14 protein-coding genes are annotated in these 15,214 nt (G+C 64.5%); 6 read left to right on the top strand and 8 right to left on the bottom strand.

Translation table 11 applies throughout. The annotated features are described in order from the left end of the window. The coding region (locus XH98_RS18580) for an OmpA family protein (protein WP_271619504.1) at window positions 1-1,162 on the top strand (1,162 nt) is incomplete at its 5' end. A 176-nt stretch (window positions 1,163-1,338) separates the two neighbouring features. Here XH98_RS18580 and argG read toward each other — a convergent pair. The 6 genes from argG to XH98_RS18610 all read right to left on the bottom strand — a co-directional run bounded on the left by argG (window position 1,339) and on the right by XH98_RS18610 (window position 7,474). Then, entirely contained in the window at window positions 1,339-2,676 is a 1,338-nt protein-coding gene (argG, locus tag XH98_RS18585) for an argininosuccinate synthase (RefSeq protein WP_271599517.1), read from the bottom strand. Between the two features lie 96 nt (window positions 2,677-2,772). After that, window positions 2,773-3,549: a phosphatase PAP2 family protein gene (locus XH98_RS18590; protein ID WP_271619505.1), complete on the bottom strand. Its 777-nt coding sequence runs from the start codon at window positions 3,547-3,549 to the stop codon at window positions 2,773-2,775. A gap of 269 nt (window positions 3,550-3,818) precedes the next feature. Beyond that, entirely contained in the window at window positions 3,819-4,313 is a 495-nt protein-coding gene (locus XH98_RS18595) for a hypothetical protein (RefSeq protein WP_271599519.1), read from the bottom strand. 166 nt (window positions 4,314-4,479) lie between these two features. Further along, window positions 4,480-5,682: a 23S rRNA (adenine(2503)-C(2))-methyltransferase RlmN gene (rlmN, locus tag XH98_RS18600; protein WP_271619506.1), complete on the bottom strand. Its 1,203-nt coding sequence runs from the start codon at window positions 5,680-5,682 to the stop codon at window positions 4,480-4,482. Between the two features lie 166 nt (window positions 5,683-5,848). Further along, window positions 5,849-6,520 carry an invasion associated locus B family protein gene (locus XH98_RS18605; RefSeq protein ID WP_271599521.1) on the bottom strand — a complete coding sequence of 224 codons (672 nt, stop codon included), beginning with the start codon at window positions 6,518-6,520 and terminating at the stop codon, window positions 5,849-5,851. A gap of 114 nt (window positions 6,521-6,634) precedes the next feature. After that, window positions 6,635-7,474 (bottom strand): SDR family oxidoreductase, encoded by an 840-nt coding sequence (locus XH98_RS18610; protein ID WP_271619507.1) that lies wholly within the window; start codon window positions 7,472-7,474, stop codon window positions 6,635-6,637. 238 nt (window positions 7,475-7,712) lie between these two features. On the opposite strand from XH98_RS18610, the gene XH98_RS18615 reads away from it, so the two are divergent. The 3 genes from XH98_RS18615 to XH98_RS18625 all read left to right on the top strand — a co-directional run bounded on the left by XH98_RS18615 (window position 7,713) and on the right by XH98_RS18625 (window position 11,029). After that, complete coding sequence (locus XH98_RS18615) at window positions 7,713-8,687, top strand: NADPH:quinone oxidoreductase family protein (RefSeq protein WP_271599523.1); 975 nt, start codon at window positions 7,713-7,715, stop codon at window positions 8,685-8,687. Between the two features lie 335 nt (window positions 8,688-9,022). Next, window positions 9,023-9,856, top strand: coding sequence for a hypothetical protein (locus XH98_RS18620; protein ID WP_271599524.1), 834 nt, complete (start codon window positions 9,023-9,025; stop codon window positions 9,854-9,856). 18 nt (window positions 9,857-9,874) lie between these two features. Further along, window positions 9,875-11,029, top strand: coding sequence for a TAXI family TRAP transporter solute-binding subunit (locus XH98_RS18625; protein ID WP_271619508.1), 1,155 nt, complete (start codon window positions 9,875-9,877; stop codon window positions 11,027-11,029). Between the two features lie 72 nt (window positions 11,030-11,101). Here XH98_RS18625 and XH98_RS18630 read toward each other — a convergent pair whose 3' ends face one another. Next, window positions 11,102-11,482: a YkvA family protein gene (locus tag XH98_RS18630; RefSeq protein WP_220003569.1), complete on the bottom strand. Its 381-nt coding sequence runs from the start codon at window positions 11,480-11,482 to the stop codon at window positions 11,102-11,104. Between the two features lie 91 nt (window positions 11,483-11,573). After that, window positions 11,574-11,876, bottom strand: a complete 303-nt coding sequence (locus XH98_RS18635) for a 4a-hydroxytetrahydrobiopterin dehydratase (RefSeq protein WP_057740564.1) — start codon at window positions 11,874-11,876, stop codon at window positions 11,574-11,576. A gap of 150 nt (window positions 11,877-12,026) precedes the next feature. Here XH98_RS18635 and XH98_RS18640 point away from each other — a divergent pair, with 150 nt between their 5' ends. Further along, the gene (locus XH98_RS18640) at window positions 12,027-13,472 is read left to right on the top strand and encodes a TAXI family TRAP transporter solute-binding subunit (RefSeq protein WP_271619509.1); all 1,446 of its coding nucleotides are present in this window, start codon (window positions 12,027-12,029) and stop codon (window positions 13,470-13,472) included. Between the two features lie 192 nt (window positions 13,473-13,664). After that, window positions 13,665-15,212 carry an alkaline phosphatase D family protein gene (locus tag XH98_RS18645; RefSeq protein ID WP_271599527.1) on the top strand — a complete coding sequence of 516 codons (1,548 nt, stop codon included), beginning with the start codon at window positions 13,665-13,667 and terminating at the stop codon, window positions 15,210-15,212. Window positions 15,213-15,214 lie beyond the last annotated feature (2 nt).

Raw genomic sequence — 15,214 nt, forward strand, 5'->3', positions numbered from 1 at the left:
CGCGCCGCGTCCCCCGGCGCCTCCGCCGGGCGTTGCAGCTCCGACAGTCGTCCCTGCCTCGCCGGCCGCGGCTCCGCCGCCCGACAAGGCTCAATACGCACCGCCGACGGTTACGCCGGCGTTCCGTGCAGCGCCGGCAGTGGCCGCTCCGCTGCCGCCGCCGCCGCGCCCGCAGCAGCGTGACCTGACGCCGCTCGCCTTCGGCGCGGGCGTCGTCGCAGGTGCCGTGATCGGCGCCACCATCGCCGACTACCGCAACCAGCGGCAGGAGATCGTCGAAGGCGGCCGCACCGTCTACACCGAACCGGATCGCATCATCATCCGCGACCCCGGCGGTCAGGAATATGTTCGCGGCAACGATCTCTACCGCTTCCGCTACGGTGCCCGCGACATCCGCACCGAGACCGTCGGCGGCGAAACCCGCACCGTCGTGATCCGTCCCGATGGCAGCGAGGTGATCACCGTGGTCGGCCCTGATGGTTCGCTGCTGCGCCGGATCCGCAGGGACCCCGGCGGGCGCGAGCTCGTCATCATCGACAACAGCTACCGCGATCCGCGGTCGGTGGGCGGCTTCTATGTCGACGTGCCGCCGCCGGTCGTCAACATTCCCTACGATCGCTACATCGTCGACGCTCAGGAGGCGACGCCTGATGTGATCTACGAGACCATGGAAGCACCGCCGGTGCAGCGGATCGAGCGGCGTTATTCGCTCGACGAGATCCGTTACTCGCCGAACGTCCGCATGGCGATGCCGAGCATCGATGTCAACACGATCAATTTCGAGACGGGATCGTGGACCATTCCGCCGGATCAGGCGGCGCGGCTGCAGGTGATCGCCGACGGCCTCAATCGTGCGATCCAGCGCAACCCGCGCGAGGTGTTCCTGATCGAGGGACACACCGATGCGGTCGGCAACGACGTCGACAATCTGTCGCTGTCGGATCGCCGCGCGCAGGCCGCGGCCGAATTGCTGACGCAGCAGTTCGGCGTGCCCGCCGAGAACCTGACGTCGCAGGGTTACGGCAAGCAGTACCTGAAGGAGCAGACCGACGGTCCGAGCCGCATCAACCGGCGCGTCACCATCCGTCGCATCACGCCGCTGCTCAATGGCGGCACGGCCTCGCTGCCGCCGCCCCCGCCCGGCGTCACGCCGCCGCGCTGAGACGATCGCCACAAAGCAAAATGGCCGGGAGCGATCCCGGCCATTTTTGTTTTGGTTGTTCTCGTGCCCCGGACACAGCAATCGTAGGGTGGGCAAAGGCGCACTTGCGCCGTGCCCACCATTTGCAAGTGGTGGGCACGGCGCGCGAAGAGCGCGCCTTTGCCCACCCTACAAGACTATTCCTTGTCGCTCTCGAGCCGGAAAATCTGCGAGCCTTCGCTGCCGGACAGCAGGCCGGTCTTCGAATAGAGACCGAGCTTGGTGCGCGTATCGGCGATGTCGAGATTGCGCATGGTGAGCTGACCGATGCGATCGGCCGGCGTAAACGCGGCGTCCTCGACCTTCTCCATGCTGAGCCTTTCAGGCGCATAGGTCAGGTTGGGACTCTCGGTGTTGAGGATCGAATAGTCGTTGCCGCGGCGCAGCTCCAGCGTGACCTCGCCGGTGACGGCGCGGGCAACCCAGCGCTGCGCGGTCTCGCGCAGCATCAACGCCTGCGAATCGAACCAGCGGCCCTGATAGAGCAGACGTCCGAGGCGCATGCCGCTGATGCGGTACTGCTCGATCGTATCCTCGTTGTGGATGCCGGTGACGAGGCGCTCATAAGCAATATGCAAGAGCGCCATGCCGGGCGCCTCGTAGATGCCGCGGCTCTTGGCCTCGATGATGCGGTTCTCGATCTGGTCGCTCATGCCGAGGCCGTGGCGGCCGCCGATGGCATTGGCTTCGAGGAACAGCGCGACCGGATCAGAGAAGGTCTTGCCGTTCAGCGCGGTCGGCTGGCCTTCCTCGAAACGCACCACGACCTTCTCGGCCTTGACGACGCAATCGTCGCGCCAGAACGGCACGCCCATGATCGGGTTGACGATCTTGATGCCGCGGTCGAGGCTTTCGAGATCTTTCGCTTCGTGCGTGGCGCCGAGCAGATTGCTGTCGGTGGAGTACGCTTTCTCGGCGCTCATCTTGTAGGCAAAGCCCTGCGCGGTCATGAATGCCGACATCTCGGCGCGGCCGCCAAGCTCGTCGATGAATTGCTGGTCGAGCCAGGGCTTGTAGATGCGCAAGGATGGATTGGTGAGCAGGCCGTAGCGATAGAAGCGCTCGATGTCGTTGCCCTTGAAGGTCGAGCCGTCGCCCCAGATGTTGACGCCGTCCTCCTTCATCGCCGCGACCAGCATCGTGCCGGTCACGGCGCGGCCGAGCGGCGTGGTGTTGAAATAGGTGATGCCGCCGGTCGAGATGTGGAAGGCGCCTGATTGAATCGCGGCGATGCCCTCGTGCACCAGCTGCGTGCGGCAATCGACCAGCACGGCCTTCTCGGCGCCGAACGCTTCCGCCTTGCGCGGGATCTCGTTGTAATCGGCCTCGTCGGGCTGGCCGAGATTGGCGGTATAGGCGTAGCAGCGCGCGCCCTTCTGCTTCATCCAGAGCAGCGCTGCCGAGGTGTCGAGGCCGCCCGAAAAAGCGATGCCGACTTTCTCACCCTTGGGCAGGCTTTTCAGGATCGTGGTCATGGGGCTTCCAATTCGGGGTTTCAAGGGGCTGACGTGAGGGTGAACGTGACCGCGCGAATATCAAATTTCGCACGTCTCGGCACCCATTTAATGGCTTCAGATCGAGGGTGCGGGACCCGTCTTGCGGCCGAACAGGCGCTTGCGGAGCCGGTAAGCGGGCATGTTCAGCCGGGTCAGGGCGGCATCGACGGCCTCGTCCGAGAACCGGGTCCGCGGCCAGCGGTAGATCAACGCGAAAGCGAACCAGATCACGACGAAGGTGACGAGGCCGGCGGTTGCGACATCGGTGAAGAAGTGGCCGCCAAAGGCCATGCGCAGGCCGCTGGTCACGGCGCCAAACACCACCGCGCCGGCATAGGCGAGCGGCCGCCAGGCCGGAGGCGCCAGCGCGGCGGGGGCCAGCGTCCAGAATGCCGTCGCACCCTCGCCCGAGAAGAACGAGCAATTGCGTTCGCAATCGCCGCGCGGATCCCACCACGCCACGAATTGCTGATCGCCGGCAAACTCGGTCACCACCACCGGGCGCGGCCGGCCCCAATAGGTCTTGAAGGTGAGGTTGGAGAGAATCACGGCCGACATGATGATCGTGACCAGCAGGAACACGATCGCGCGTCCCGACACCATCAGGGGGCGGTCGGGCCTGATCATCTTGACCACGAGCGCGACCAGCGACGGCAGCACGAACACCCAGGAGACCCACATCGCAGCATCGCGCGCGATGGCGGCCCATTCATTCAGCTTGAGCGGAAAGGATTTGGTCTGGGGATCGAAGAACAGCGCGGCGAGCTTGAGATCGAGCTCGGGATAAAGGCCGAAAACGACGCCGATCACGAGCCACAGCGCCAGGGTGATGAAGAGTCCAGTCCGGTTCATGGCGCGCGGTTTAGCGGAGTGGGACCGGGATGGAAACCCTGGATTCGGCTGCGGCGAGCGAGCGATCGCGATGTTACGGCAATGCTCCAACAACGTCGTCCCGGCGGAGGCCGGGACCCACACCGCGAGGTCTAGCGACAGGAACTCGATAGCGGTACCGGACGACGAGACTTCGCCAAATATCTCCCTGGGGGTATGGGTCCCGGCCTTCGCCGGGACGACACTGAATGTTTGGCGCGCAGCTTCGCATCATTCCTACACTCCGCAAGTCACCGCATATCCGGCCTTGAATTCGACGGGAGCGGCGGAGGCGGCCGGCGCGGGGCCGGCGGGATGCGCCAGGCGCCGGCATTGCGGCCGGCGATCAGCCAGTAGACAACGCCGGCGACGATGCCCGCGCCGGTCATGATCTCCAGATGCCGGCGCACGATACCTTCGAACTGGAACGTATCGGGATGGAACGGGATGAGGCCGAGATAGCAGGCGAGCCCGACCAGGCCGCCGCCGACTGCATAGGCGAGCGCGCTGCGGATATAGAGCGCTTCCGTGATCGCCACGATCACCGCCGCCGGCACCAGTGCAAAACCGGAGACGAAGATGAAGCCGAAGCCGAGCAGAATGTCGATCGTGCCCTGATCGACAGGACCGGCTCCGAGATCGGAGAACTCAGGAAACAGCAGCGCGCCGACGACGATCATGCCGCCGACGAAGCAGGCGGCGAGAAAGCCGATGAAGATGACGATGAGGCGGCCGATCAGGGACATCTGAGAGCCCCCTTGAGTATCACCGTCATTCCGGGGCGATGCGCAGCGTCGAACCCGGAATCTTGAGATTCCGGGTTCGCGCTGCGCGCGCCCCGGAATGACGAACTCAAAACATAAATGGCCGGGACAAGCCCGGCCATGACGAGCATCGAGGGCATTGCCATTGCTAATCCGTCATCGCCATGGCGCGCAGCGCCTGGCGCTCGCGGGCCGAGAGCTTTTCCGTCTCCGACTTGAGCTGGCCGCAGGCGGCGAGGATGTCGCGGCCGCGCGGGGTGCGCACCGGCGAGGAATAGCCGGCGTTGAAGATGTATTCGGAGAATTTTTCGATCTGGTCCCAGTCCGAGCATTCATAGGCGGTGCCAGGCCAGGGATTGAACGGGATCAGGTTGATTTTGGCGTGAATGCCCTTGAGCAGCTTCACCAGCAGCTTTGCATCGTCGAGCGAATCGTTGACGCCCTTGAGCATCACATATTCGAAGGTGATGCGGCGGGCGTTCGAGGCTCCGGGATAATCGCGGCAGGCCTGCAGCAGCTCCTCGATCGGGTATTTGCGGTTGAGCGGCACCAGCTCGTTGCGCAGCTCGTCGCGCACCGCATGCAAGGAGATCGCGAGCATGACGCCGATCTCCTCGCCCGCGCGCACGATGTTCGGCACCACGCCCGAGGTCGACAGCGTGATGCGGCGGCGAGAGATGCCGATGCCTTCATTGTCGCCGACAATGAGCAACGCATCGCGCACCGCGTCGAAATTGTAGAGCGGCTCGCCCATGCCCATCATCACGATATTGGTGACGCGGCGCGTGCCGTCCTCGCGGTCAGCCCAATCATTCAGACGGTCGCGCGCAACCATGATCTGGCCGACGATCTCGCCGGCGGTGAGGTTGCGCACCAGGCGCTGCGTGCCGGTGTGGCAGAACGAGCAATTGAGCGTGCAGCCGACCTGCGAGGAGACGCAGAGCGTGCCGCGATCGGTCTCGGGGATGTAAACGCATTCGACTTCATGCGCCTTCTGAACGACGTCGCCGCTCGGCAGGCGCAGCAGCCATTTGCGGGTGCCGTCGTTGGAGATCTGCTCGGCCACGACTTCGGGCCGGTCGACGGTGAAATGCTGCGCGAGCTCGGCGCGAATGCCCTTCGAGATCGAGGTCATGTCGTCGAAGCTCTGGGCGCCGCGGAAATAGAGCCAGTGCCAGAGCTGCTGCACGCGCATCTTGCGCTGTGCCGGCGCGACGCCGATCTCGCCGAGACGGTCGGCAAGTTCAGTGCGCGACAGGCCGATCAGCGACGGCTTTGCCGGCGGCACATAGGTTTCGAGCGGAGTCTTCTCCACCAGGATTGCGTTGTGCGGCTCGGTCGTCGGTTGCATTGATGGGCCTAATGGGTTGGTCGTTCCGGGGCTCGAAGAGCTGAACCTGGAACCTCGAGATTCCGAGTTCGATGCTGCGCATCGCCCCGGAATGACGGAAGAGATCTGGAACTGGCTTTATATAGCAACCGGAACCGCCGATTGCGACCGTGGCAATTACTTAGCCTTACCGCCGGCAATCCTGCGCGATCTTGTCGAGGGCCTGGGCGAGACCCTTCAGCGAGAACGTATCGGTCGTCTCCGTTCCCTTGGCCGAGACGCCCTTGACCACGAGATCGGCGGATTTGCGCATGGCCTCCACCATCCGCTCCTCCTCGGCCGCGTTCTTGATCCAGAGGCCGTCGCCCTGCGTGTACATCGCGAAGGAGGCGCCGCCGACCTCGACGGTCGATTCCGAGCCCGGCTTCAGCGCGTAGCCGATCATCACCGAGACTTCGTTGTTCACCTTCTCGGCCGGCCGGGTCGAGACGAAGGCATAGGCGGGGTCGCGCGGCCGGTTTGGCGGATTTGTCTTCGACGAGGAAGGCTTTGCCAGCGCAAAGCAGACCTTCTTGCCGTTGGGTGTCGCCGCATAGGCACCCCAGGTGCCGAATTGGCCGATCAGCGTCGGCTCCGCGCCACCGGCGACTGCCGCTGCAGGGGCGGCCGGCTTGCTCTCGGGCTTGGCGGCCGTCTTTGCTTCAGTCTTGGCTTCGGACTTGGCTTCAGTCTTGGCGGCTGGTGCCGCTGGCTTGGCCGCCGCCTTCGGCGCCGGTTGCGCGGTTTGGGCGCGCGCGGATTCACCCAACCCCCACGCCGCCACGCCAGTCATCAAAGCAAAAAAGAGCGCCCGCCACATGCTGGAGTGGTTCCCTCAATATTGTGACTGGAAGATGGCCCGGCGGCGATTTGTCCCCGCGCAGGGATAACCGGGAAAGTCCAGTTTGGGAAGGCAGTTAGCGGGAAACCACGGTTAGCTTTTGGACCGCGCGGCGCGCTGTTCCGCCCATTGCGCATCAGTCCATCGCAACAGGTCCTCGGCCCCGGAACTGCGCAAATGCGCGCCGCCGTCGATCACCACCATCTCACCGTTGATGTATCCGGCGCGATCCGAGACCAGGAAGCTGGCGAGGTCGGCAAGCTCGCTATGCTGGCCGACGCGTCCCAGCGGGTTGCGGGTGGTCCAGCCTTCGTCGCGGCCCTCGGGGCGGAGCTGCCCCGACGCGCCCGGCGTCGGGAATGGCCCCGGCGCGATCGCGACGGTGCGGATGCCCTTCGGGCCCCATTCCACCGCGAGGCTCTTGGTCATCGCCAGCACCGCCGACTTCGCCATCGCGGACGGGACCGTGAAGGCACGGCCGGTGATGGTCGAGGTCGAGAGGATCGAGAGCACGACACCATTGTGCGCACCATCGATCCAGCGCTTGCCGGCAGCGAGCGTGCAGTACATCGCACCATGCAGCGTCGGTGCCAGGATCGCATCGGCCGCGCGGAACGACAGATGCTCGCTCTGCGCGATGAAGGTCGCGGCGGCGTTGTTGATGAGGATGTCGAGCGGCGCCTCGCGCCAGATCGCGTCCATCATCGCGTCGACCGCGGCACCATCGCGAACGTCGCATGCGATGGTCGTGACCTTGCCGCCGGTCTCTGCGCGCATCTCGCTCGCGGTCGCTTCGAGACGGTCGAGCTTGCGGCCGCAGATCACGAGCTCGGCGCCCAGGCTGAGGAAGCGGCGCCCCATCGCAGCACCGAGGCCCGAGCCGCCGCCGGTGACGAGGATGCGCTTGTCCCTAAGCAGACCTGTTTCAAACATCGTTTGAATCCTCGCTGTTTCTGCTTGCTCCGTCATTGCGAGCGTAGCGAAGTAATCCAGACTATTTCCGCCGGACGGACTCTGGATTGCTTCGCTGCGCTCGCAATGACGAGGATAGGCCGAACATAGCCTCAGACAAAGAATCCGGATTGTCCGGTCGCGGCAAATCCGGCAAAACCGGCCCAACTATAATTCCACTCGAAACGCCCCAGTACTTACTTCTCAAGAAGGTGTCGCCATGAAAGCCATCCTCTGCTCGCAATATTGCCAGCCCGACGATCTCGTGCTCGCCGATGTGCCGGATCCGGTGGCTGGTCCCGGCGAGGCCGTGATCGCGATCAAGGCGGCGGCGCTGAATTTCTTCGACATCCTGATGATCCAGGGCAAGTACCAGATCAAGCCGCCGTTCCCGTTCTCGCCCGCCGCCGAAGTCGCCGGCGTGATCGAGAGCGTTGGACCCGGCGTGACTGATCTCAAAGTCGGCGATCGCGTGGTCGCCTCGTGTGGTCACAACGGCGCGCGCGAAAAGATCGCGCTGCCGGCAGCCGGTATCGTGAAGATTCCCGACAATCTCGATTACGACCGCGCGGCCGGCATCATCATCATCTACGGCACCGCACTGCATGCGCTGGAGGATCGCGCCAGCCCGAAGCCGGGCGAGACGCTTGCCGTGCTCGGCGCTGCCGGTGGCACCGGCCTTGCCGCGTGCGAGCTCGGCAAGCTGATGGGCCTGAAGGTGATCGCCTGCGCCTCGTCCGAAGAGAAGCTCGAATTCGCCAAAGCGCACGGCGCCGAGCTGACGCTGAACTACGCCAAGGAAGATCTGAAGGAAGGCCTGCGCAAGCTCACCGGCGGCAAGGGCGTCGACATCATCTTCGATCCGGTGGGCGGTGCGTATGCCGAACAGGCGTTGCGCTCGATCGCCTGGGAAGGCCGCTTCCTCGTCATCGGTTTTGCAGCCGGCGACATTCCGAAGATGCCGCTGAACCTGGCGCTCTTGAAGGGCTGCGATATCAGAGGCGTGTTCTGGGGCGCCTGGACCCGGCAGAATCCGGAAAAGAACCGCGCCAATCTCGAGAAGCTGGTGAAGTGGACGGCGGAAGGAAAGATCTCATCGCATGTCGACCGCACCTTCCCGCTGGCGCAGACCGCCGACGCACTGAAGGTGCTGGCGGGACGCCAGGCCATGGGCAAGGTGATCTTGCATCCGTGAGGTGACGCAATAGCGAAGACTGCCCCCAAGTCGTCCTGGCGAAAGCCGGGATGACATTGGCGTGTGTTGTCGCGCGTCCACTCCCTCTACGCTGTGCTCGAGCGCGGCGCCGTGTGGTTGAACCTCCCTCAACCATCACCGCCGAAATTGCGGTGCATTCCCCCGCGCCGCCCCAATCAAACCCAACTTTTTCCCGATTCGCGCAAACCGCCGTCGTTTTTTGGGCTGATTCAAACTGCGTTTTACCGGTTCCATTTGCGGGACACTTCTGGACAAAAGCAAGAAGACTGAAGCCGGGAATGCCCCTGCGTTGCGTAGTAATGGGGAGCATCACCATGGAGACGACGGCGCATCGCCCGTCGAAGGAGTCGAGGGCGCTCGACTCCAATCGAGCCGCATCACATCCGCCAACCGCGTCCTTTATCCGTGCTCGCGCCGCGCGGGCTGAACTTTCACAGGACGATCCAATTCCACTCTTCTTGTCCGATCCGCTCGGTGCGCCGGACCCACGCGAATATGCACCGGTGGAATTGCGCTCCAGATTTGTCCCGCGTGTTCTCGCGGCCGTTCTGGCGGCATCCACCCTGGCGGCTCTGGTCACACTGTTTCAGTCCGACTTTCGCGGCCTCTTGGCCGCCAATGCCGGTCGCTGGGTGGGCATCGCGGAGCAGGCCATGGCGTCGACCAGCCCGCCGGCCGTACGGCAGATCCCGCTCGAGCATCCGGTCCGCGTGACCGACACCAAGCTGGCGAGCGCCGACACCCAAGACCTCCCTGCACCGTCAACGCCGAGCCGCGAAGCGATCGCGACCGCCTATCAGTCGGCGCTGCAAGCCCAGGCACCCGCACCCGTCGCTGCGCCGCCTGCGCCCCCTGCGCCCGTCAAGACGCTCGACGCCGACACGCTGGCCGGGCTGATGACGCGCGCGAAGAGCCTGTTGAGGATCGGCGATATCGTTGCAGCCCGTCTGCTGCTCGAACGCGCGGCCAATGCGCAGGATGCAACGGCCGCGTTCCTGCTGGGACAGACTTATGACCCGGCCGTGCTGGGCACCAGCGACGCGCGGAGCATCGCCGGCGACGCGGCCGCCGCGCGCGACTGGTACCAGAAGGCCGCGGCGCTCGGATCGGCGGAGGCGGGGCAGCGCCTCGCCCAGTTTCGCAACTAGAGCTTTTTAGAGGACATCATGCGTAACGCTTTGAAAATGGCGGTTGCCGCCATCATGACCATCTGTGCATTCGCGGCACGCGCCGAGCAGACCGAATACGATCCGGCCAAGGTCTCGGACGGACTGAAGGCCATCTTCCAGTTCGGCTCGACCTCGACCAAGCAGTCGTTGAACGCCAACACTGTCACACTGATCACCGGCACGATCGGCGGCACCTATGTGCAGTTCGGCGCCGATCTCGCCTCCGTGCTCGACGACGGCAACAAGATCCGCGTGCTGCCGATCGTCGGCCGCGGCTCGGTGCAGAGCGTGGCCGACATTCTGTTCCTGCAGGGCGTCGATCTCGGGGTCGTGCGTGCCGACACGCTCGACTATCTCGAACGCAGGGGCTTTGCCAAGGATATCAAGAAGCAGTTCACCTATGTGACCAAGCTCTACAACGAAGAGATGCAGGTGATCGCGCCGAAGTCAGTCGCGACGCTCAAGGATCTCGAGGGCAAGACCGTCAGCGTGGACCTGCCGAACGGCGGCACCTTCGTCACCGCGCTGACCGTGTTCGAGCGGCTCGGGATCAAGGCCAAGTTCGTCTATGTCGAGCAGCGCATCGCGATGGAGAAGCTGAAAGCCGGCGAGATCGACGCCGTCATCGTGGTCGGGGGCAAGCCTTACAAATCGGTCTCGAACTTCGCCAATGACGGACGCTTCCATCTTGCGGGGGTCGATTATGCGAAGCCGCTCCAGAGCGACTATCTGCCGGCGACGCTGAACGCCAAGGACTATCCGAACCTGATCAAGGAGGGCGAGACCGTGGACACGATCGCGGTGCCCGCGGTGCTTGCCGCCTATAATTGGACCCCGAACACCGAGCGCTATCGCAAGCTCGCACTGTTCGTGGACGCCTTCTTCACGAAATTCCCCGCGCTCCAGAACCCGCCCTTCCATCCGAAGTGGAAGGAGGTCTCGCTGGCGGCCCCCCTGTCCGGCTGGAACAGATTGCCGGTGGCACAGCAATGGCTCGACAAACATGGCATCGAGCCGGTGACGCGGCAACGCTTCGAGGCATTCCTGAAGCAAACCCCCGCGGCCGCGAAAGTGACCGACGCAGAGAGGGAAACGCTGTTCAGGCAATTCCAGGCGTGGGACGCGGAGAAGGCGCGGGCGGAGAAGAAGTAGCGGTGGGGCGCGGTGGGTGGTGGAATCTCTTTCAGAGTCGTCCTGGCTATCGCCAGGACGACATAGGGACGGCTACGCGGCCTCCCCCTCATCCACCCCACGCTTCAATGCAGCGCGCGCCGCTTCGCGGTGCTCTGGCGTGATGTGGCTCGCGACCATGCGAATGGCGGTGGCGAGAATGGCGGCGTCATCGGTGAAGCCGAGCACCGGCATCACGTCGGGGATGAAGTCGAACGGCAGGATGAAATAGGCGATCGCACCCAAGAGCGACGCCTGGACATGGCGCGGCGTCTGCCGGTCGAACGCGCAGTAATAGGCCGCGAGCAGATCTTCCGTGAACGGCAGATGCGCGGCGACGCGCTTCAGCTTGCGCCAGAAGCGGCGGCGCACGCTGTCACGATCTTCCGCGAGCCGATCCGCCGGCTCGAAGCCGACGCTGTGTTCGGCAGCCATCTTTCCCAAAACTCCCGCTTACGGCGGCGCGACCGAAGGCCGCATCCGGTGACGATCACAAGATGGGGATGCGGCCCGGACCCGCAAGACGTCAGCCCTGCGTCAGCTTGGCAATCGCATTCATCGCCGTGGCAAGCTCGATGTCGAGCTTGGTCAGACCGCCGGCGTCATGGGTCGACAGCACCACCTCTACGGTCTTGTAGACATTGCGCCATTCCGGGTGGTGATCCATTTTTTCGGCTGTTAGCGCCGCCCGGGTCATGAAGCCGAAGGCCTCGTTGAAATCCCTGAAGACAAAGGTCTTCCCGATCCCTTTGCCGTCCTGGACCTCGGCCCAGCCGGGGAGGGTGCCCAGCGCCTGCTTGCGGGCGTCCGCCGATAGACGTTCTGCCATGATGACCTCCGTTTCAGGGGAACTTTACCCTAACACCGTGCTTACGGTCCGGGTTCACCTTGGATTTGGCCGATCCGCTAACCATGACGGAGATGTAACCCCGGCGGACAAGAAATTTGCTACAATTGCGGGCGTAAATCGCCGGCCAAGATGAAACTGAGCCTGAAGCGCCTGTTTGGGAGATCGATGACCGGGGATTCAAACCTGGCTGAAGCCCCCTCTCCGCCTTCGCCGCGATCCGCGGCGCGGAAGACCGCGCTCGTGTCTCTGGCGCTGGTGCTCGCCATCATCGGCGCGCTCGCCGGCGGCTACTATTTCGCAATGCGGCCGGTGACCTTGAAGATCGCGGTCGGTCCCGCCAACAGCGACGACGTCAAGGTGGTCCAGACGCTGACGCAGGCCTTTGCGCAGAGCAAAGGTTTTGTGCGGCTGCGCCCGATCCAGACCGACGGTGCCACCGCCAGCGCCGAGCAGCTCGCCGAAGGCAAGGCTGATCTTGCCATCGTTCGCGGTGATCTCGAGGTCCCCAAGAACGCGCAAGCCGTCGCAACGCTGCGCAAGAATGTCGTGGTGCTGTGGTCGGTACCCGGCAAGGGCAAGAAGAAGGGCGCGAAGATCACCAAGATCTCGCAGCTCGCCGGTCACCGCGTCGGCGTGGTCGGCCGCACGGCGGCCAACGTCAATCTGCTCAAGGTGATCCTGCAGCAATACGGCGTCGATCCCGCCAAGGTCGAGATCGTGCAATTCCCGGCGACCGAAGTGGCCGAGGCGATCAAGGCGGAGAAGGTCGACGTCTATCTTGCGGCCGGCCCGGTCAACAGCAAGATCACGGCGGATGCGATCGCCACCTCCGCCAAGGATGCCGGCACGCCGACTTTCCTCGCGATCGATTCGGCCGATGCCATCGCGCAGAACCATCCGGTCTATGAAGCCGCGGAAATTCCCGCCGGGACCTATGGCGGCTCGCCCGATCGTCCGGAGGACGAGGTCAAGACCATCAGCTTCTCGCACCACATCGTGGCGCGCAAAGGCCTGTCCGAGACCACGGTTGCGGCCTTCACCCGGCAGCTCTTCGCCGTGCGCCAGCAATTGCTGACCGACTTCCCGCAGGCCGCCAAGATCGAGACGCCCGACACCGACAAGGACGCGGTGATCCCCGTGCATCCGGGCGCCGCCGCCTTCGTCGACGGCGAGGAGAAGACCTTCCTCGACAAATACAGCGACTATATCTGGTGGAGCCTGATGGCGCTTTCGGCCATGGGCTCGCTCGGCGCCTGGTTCGCGGGCTATCTGAAGAAGGACGAGCGCGACAATAACAGCCATTTACGCGAACGCCTGCTCGACATGCTCACTGCCGCCCGCAAGAGCGAGACGGCCGACGAGCTCGACCAGATGCAGACCGAAGCCGACGATATCCTGCGTGACACGCTGCGCTGCTACGACCACGGCGCCATCGAGGAAGGCGCGCTGACCGCCTTCAACATCGCGCTCGACCAATTCCACGCCGCGGTCGCCGACCGCAAGGCGGTGCTGGCCAGCCTGCCGCAAAACCTGCAACGCGCCGGCGCGCAATTCCGGGCCGCCGGCAACGCATAGACGTTTGCGCCCGTAATTGCCGCGTCACATTGGCTCAATATAGCTTCCACCGTCATTCCGGGGCCCGCAAAGCGCGAACCCGGAATCTCGAGATTCCGGGTCTGGTCCTCAGGGTCGCATCGTGATCCCTTCGGACCATCTCGGAATGACGGCGCCAAATGTGCGCGAGACCGCTAGCCAGCGAGCCATCCCATGAAGATCAAATTCTCCCGCCGCAAATTCCTCACCACCAGCGCCGGCGCAGTCGGCGCGATCGCGATGCCGCATCTGTCGCGCGCGGCCGACCGGCCCGCGGTCACCCATGGCGTGCAGTCCGGCGACGTCAGCGTCGACGGCGGCGTGGTCTGGGCCCGCACCGACCGGCCCGCGCAAATGCTGGTCGAGGTGGCGACGACGGAATCTTTCAAGGGCGCCCGGGCGCTGCCGCCGATCGCGGCGCTGCCGGAGAGCGACTTCACCGCCAAGATGCTGGTGGACAATCTGCCCGGCGGACAGGACATCTTCTATCGCGTCCGCTTCCGCGACCTCTCCCACACCGCGATCGAAGGCGAGCCGGTGGTCGGCCGCTTCCGCACCGCGCCGGCCGACCGCCGCGACGTCAGCTTCGTCTGGGGCGGCGACGTTGCCGGCCAAGGCTGGGGCATCAACCCAGATGACGGCGGCATGTTCACCTTCTCGGCGATGCGCAAGCATCGCCCGGACTTCTTCCTGCATTCCGGCGACACGATCTATGCCGACGGCTTGATCCCCTCCGAGGTCAAGCTTGCCGACGGCAAGACCTGGAAGAACGTCACCATCCCCGAGAAGGCCAAGGTTGCGGAGACGCTGGACGAGTTTCGTGCCGCGCACAAATACAATTTCACCGACGACAATGTCCGCGCCTTCAATGCCGAGGTGCCGATCTTCGTGCAATGGGACGATCACGAGGTGACCAACAATTGGTCGCTGTCGAAGGATCTGCCGGCGACCTACAAGGTGCGCGACATCTCGCTGCTCGCCGCGCGCGCCGGCCGCGCCTTCCACGAAATGTACCCGATGCGCGAGAGCATCAATGAGCCGGGCCGGGTCTATCGCCAGATCTCCTACGGCCCGCATCTCGACGTGTTCGTGCTCGACGAGCGCAGCTATCGCGGCCCGAACGGCGCCAATCTCGAGACCGAATACGGCCCGGCCAGCTACTTCCTCGGGCCCGAGCAGATGGCCTGGCTGAAGCGCGGCCTGCTCAATTCGCGTGCGACATGGAAGGTGATCGCCTCCGACATGCCGCTCAGCATCCTCGTTTACGACGATGCGCCGAACAAGAAGGGGTCGGAAGCCTTCGCGCAGGGCGACGGCCCGGTGCGCGGGAGAGAGTTCGAGATCGCCGACCTTCTACGCTTCATCAAGATGGCGCCGGTCAAAAATACGGTGTGGCTGACCGCCGACGTGCATTACACCGCCGCGCACTATTACAATCCGGACAAGGCGCAATTCCAGGAGTTCGAGCCGTTCTGGGAGTTCGTGTCGGGTCCGCTGCATGCGGGAACGTTCGGGCCCGGCGAGATGGACAACACGTTTGGCCCCGAGGTGCGTTTCGTCAAGGCGCCCGGCCTCGACAAGCAGAACCTGCCGCCGTCCGCGGGAATGCAGTTCTTCGGCCACGTCAAGATCGACGGCGCCTCCGGCCAGATGACGGTGACCTTGCGCGACCGCGCCGACGTCGCGTTGTGGTCGACCACGCTCGAGCCGAAGCTCGCCTGAGC

It is taken from the genome of Bradyrhizobium sp. CCBAU 51745 (genome assembly GCF_028128715.1).
Lineage (GTDB): Bacteria > Pseudomonadota > Alphaproteobacteria > Rhizobiales > Xanthobacteraceae > Bradyrhizobium > Bradyrhizobium manausense.

What these genes read in the sequence shown, in the direction of transcription:
- argG (WP_271599517.1), bottom strand. Translation starts at nt 2,676, where the DNA reads ATGACCACGATCCTGAAAAGCCTGCCCAAGGGTGAGAAAGTCGGCATC.
- XH98_RS18610 (WP_271619507.1), bottom strand. Translation starts at nt 7,474, where the DNA reads ATGTTTGAAACAGGTCTGCTTAGGGACAAGCGCATCCTCGTCACCGGC.
- XH98_RS18595 (WP_271599519.1), bottom strand. Translation starts at nt 4,313, where the DNA reads ATGTCCCTGATCGGCCGCCTCATCGTCATCTTCATCGGCTTTCTCGCC.
- XH98_RS18640 (WP_271619509.1), top strand. Translation starts at nt 12,027, where the DNA reads ATGAAACTGAGCCTGAAGCGCCTGTTTGGGAGATCGATGACCGGGGAT.
- XH98_RS18615 (WP_271599523.1), top strand. Translation starts at nt 7,713, where the DNA reads ATGAAAGCCATCCTCTGCTCGCAATATTGCCAGCCCGACGATCTCGTG.
- XH98_RS18625 (WP_271619508.1), top strand. Translation starts at nt 9,875, where the DNA reads ATGCGTAACGCTTTGAAAATGGCGGTTGCCGCCATCATGACCATCTGT.
- XH98_RS18635 (WP_057740564.1), bottom strand. Translation starts at nt 11,876, where the DNA reads ATGGCAGAACGTCTATCGGCGGACGCCCGCAAGCAGGCGCTGGGCACC.
- XH98_RS18620 (WP_271599524.1), top strand. Translation starts at nt 9,023, where the DNA reads ATGGAGACGACGGCGCATCGCCCGTCGAAGGAGTCGAGGGCGCTCGAC.
- rlmN (WP_271619506.1), bottom strand. Translation starts at nt 5,682, where the DNA reads ATGCAACCGACGACCGAGCCGCACAACGCAATCCTGGTGGAGAAGACT.
- XH98_RS18605 (WP_271599521.1), bottom strand. Translation starts at nt 6,520, where the DNA reads ATGTGGCGGGCGCTCTTTTTTGCTTTGATGACTGGCGTGGCGGCGTGG.
- XH98_RS18590 (WP_271619505.1), bottom strand. Translation starts at nt 3,549, where the DNA reads ATGAACCGGACTGGACTCTTCATCACCCTGGCGCTGTGGCTCGTGATC.
- XH98_RS18630 (WP_220003569.1), bottom strand. Translation starts at nt 11,482, where the DNA reads ATGGCTGCCGAACACAGCGTCGGCTTCGAGCCGGCGGATCGGCTCGCG.
- XH98_RS18645 (WP_271599527.1), top strand. Translation starts at nt 13,665, where the DNA reads ATGAAGATCAAATTCTCCCGCCGCAAATTCCTCACCACCAGCGCCGGC.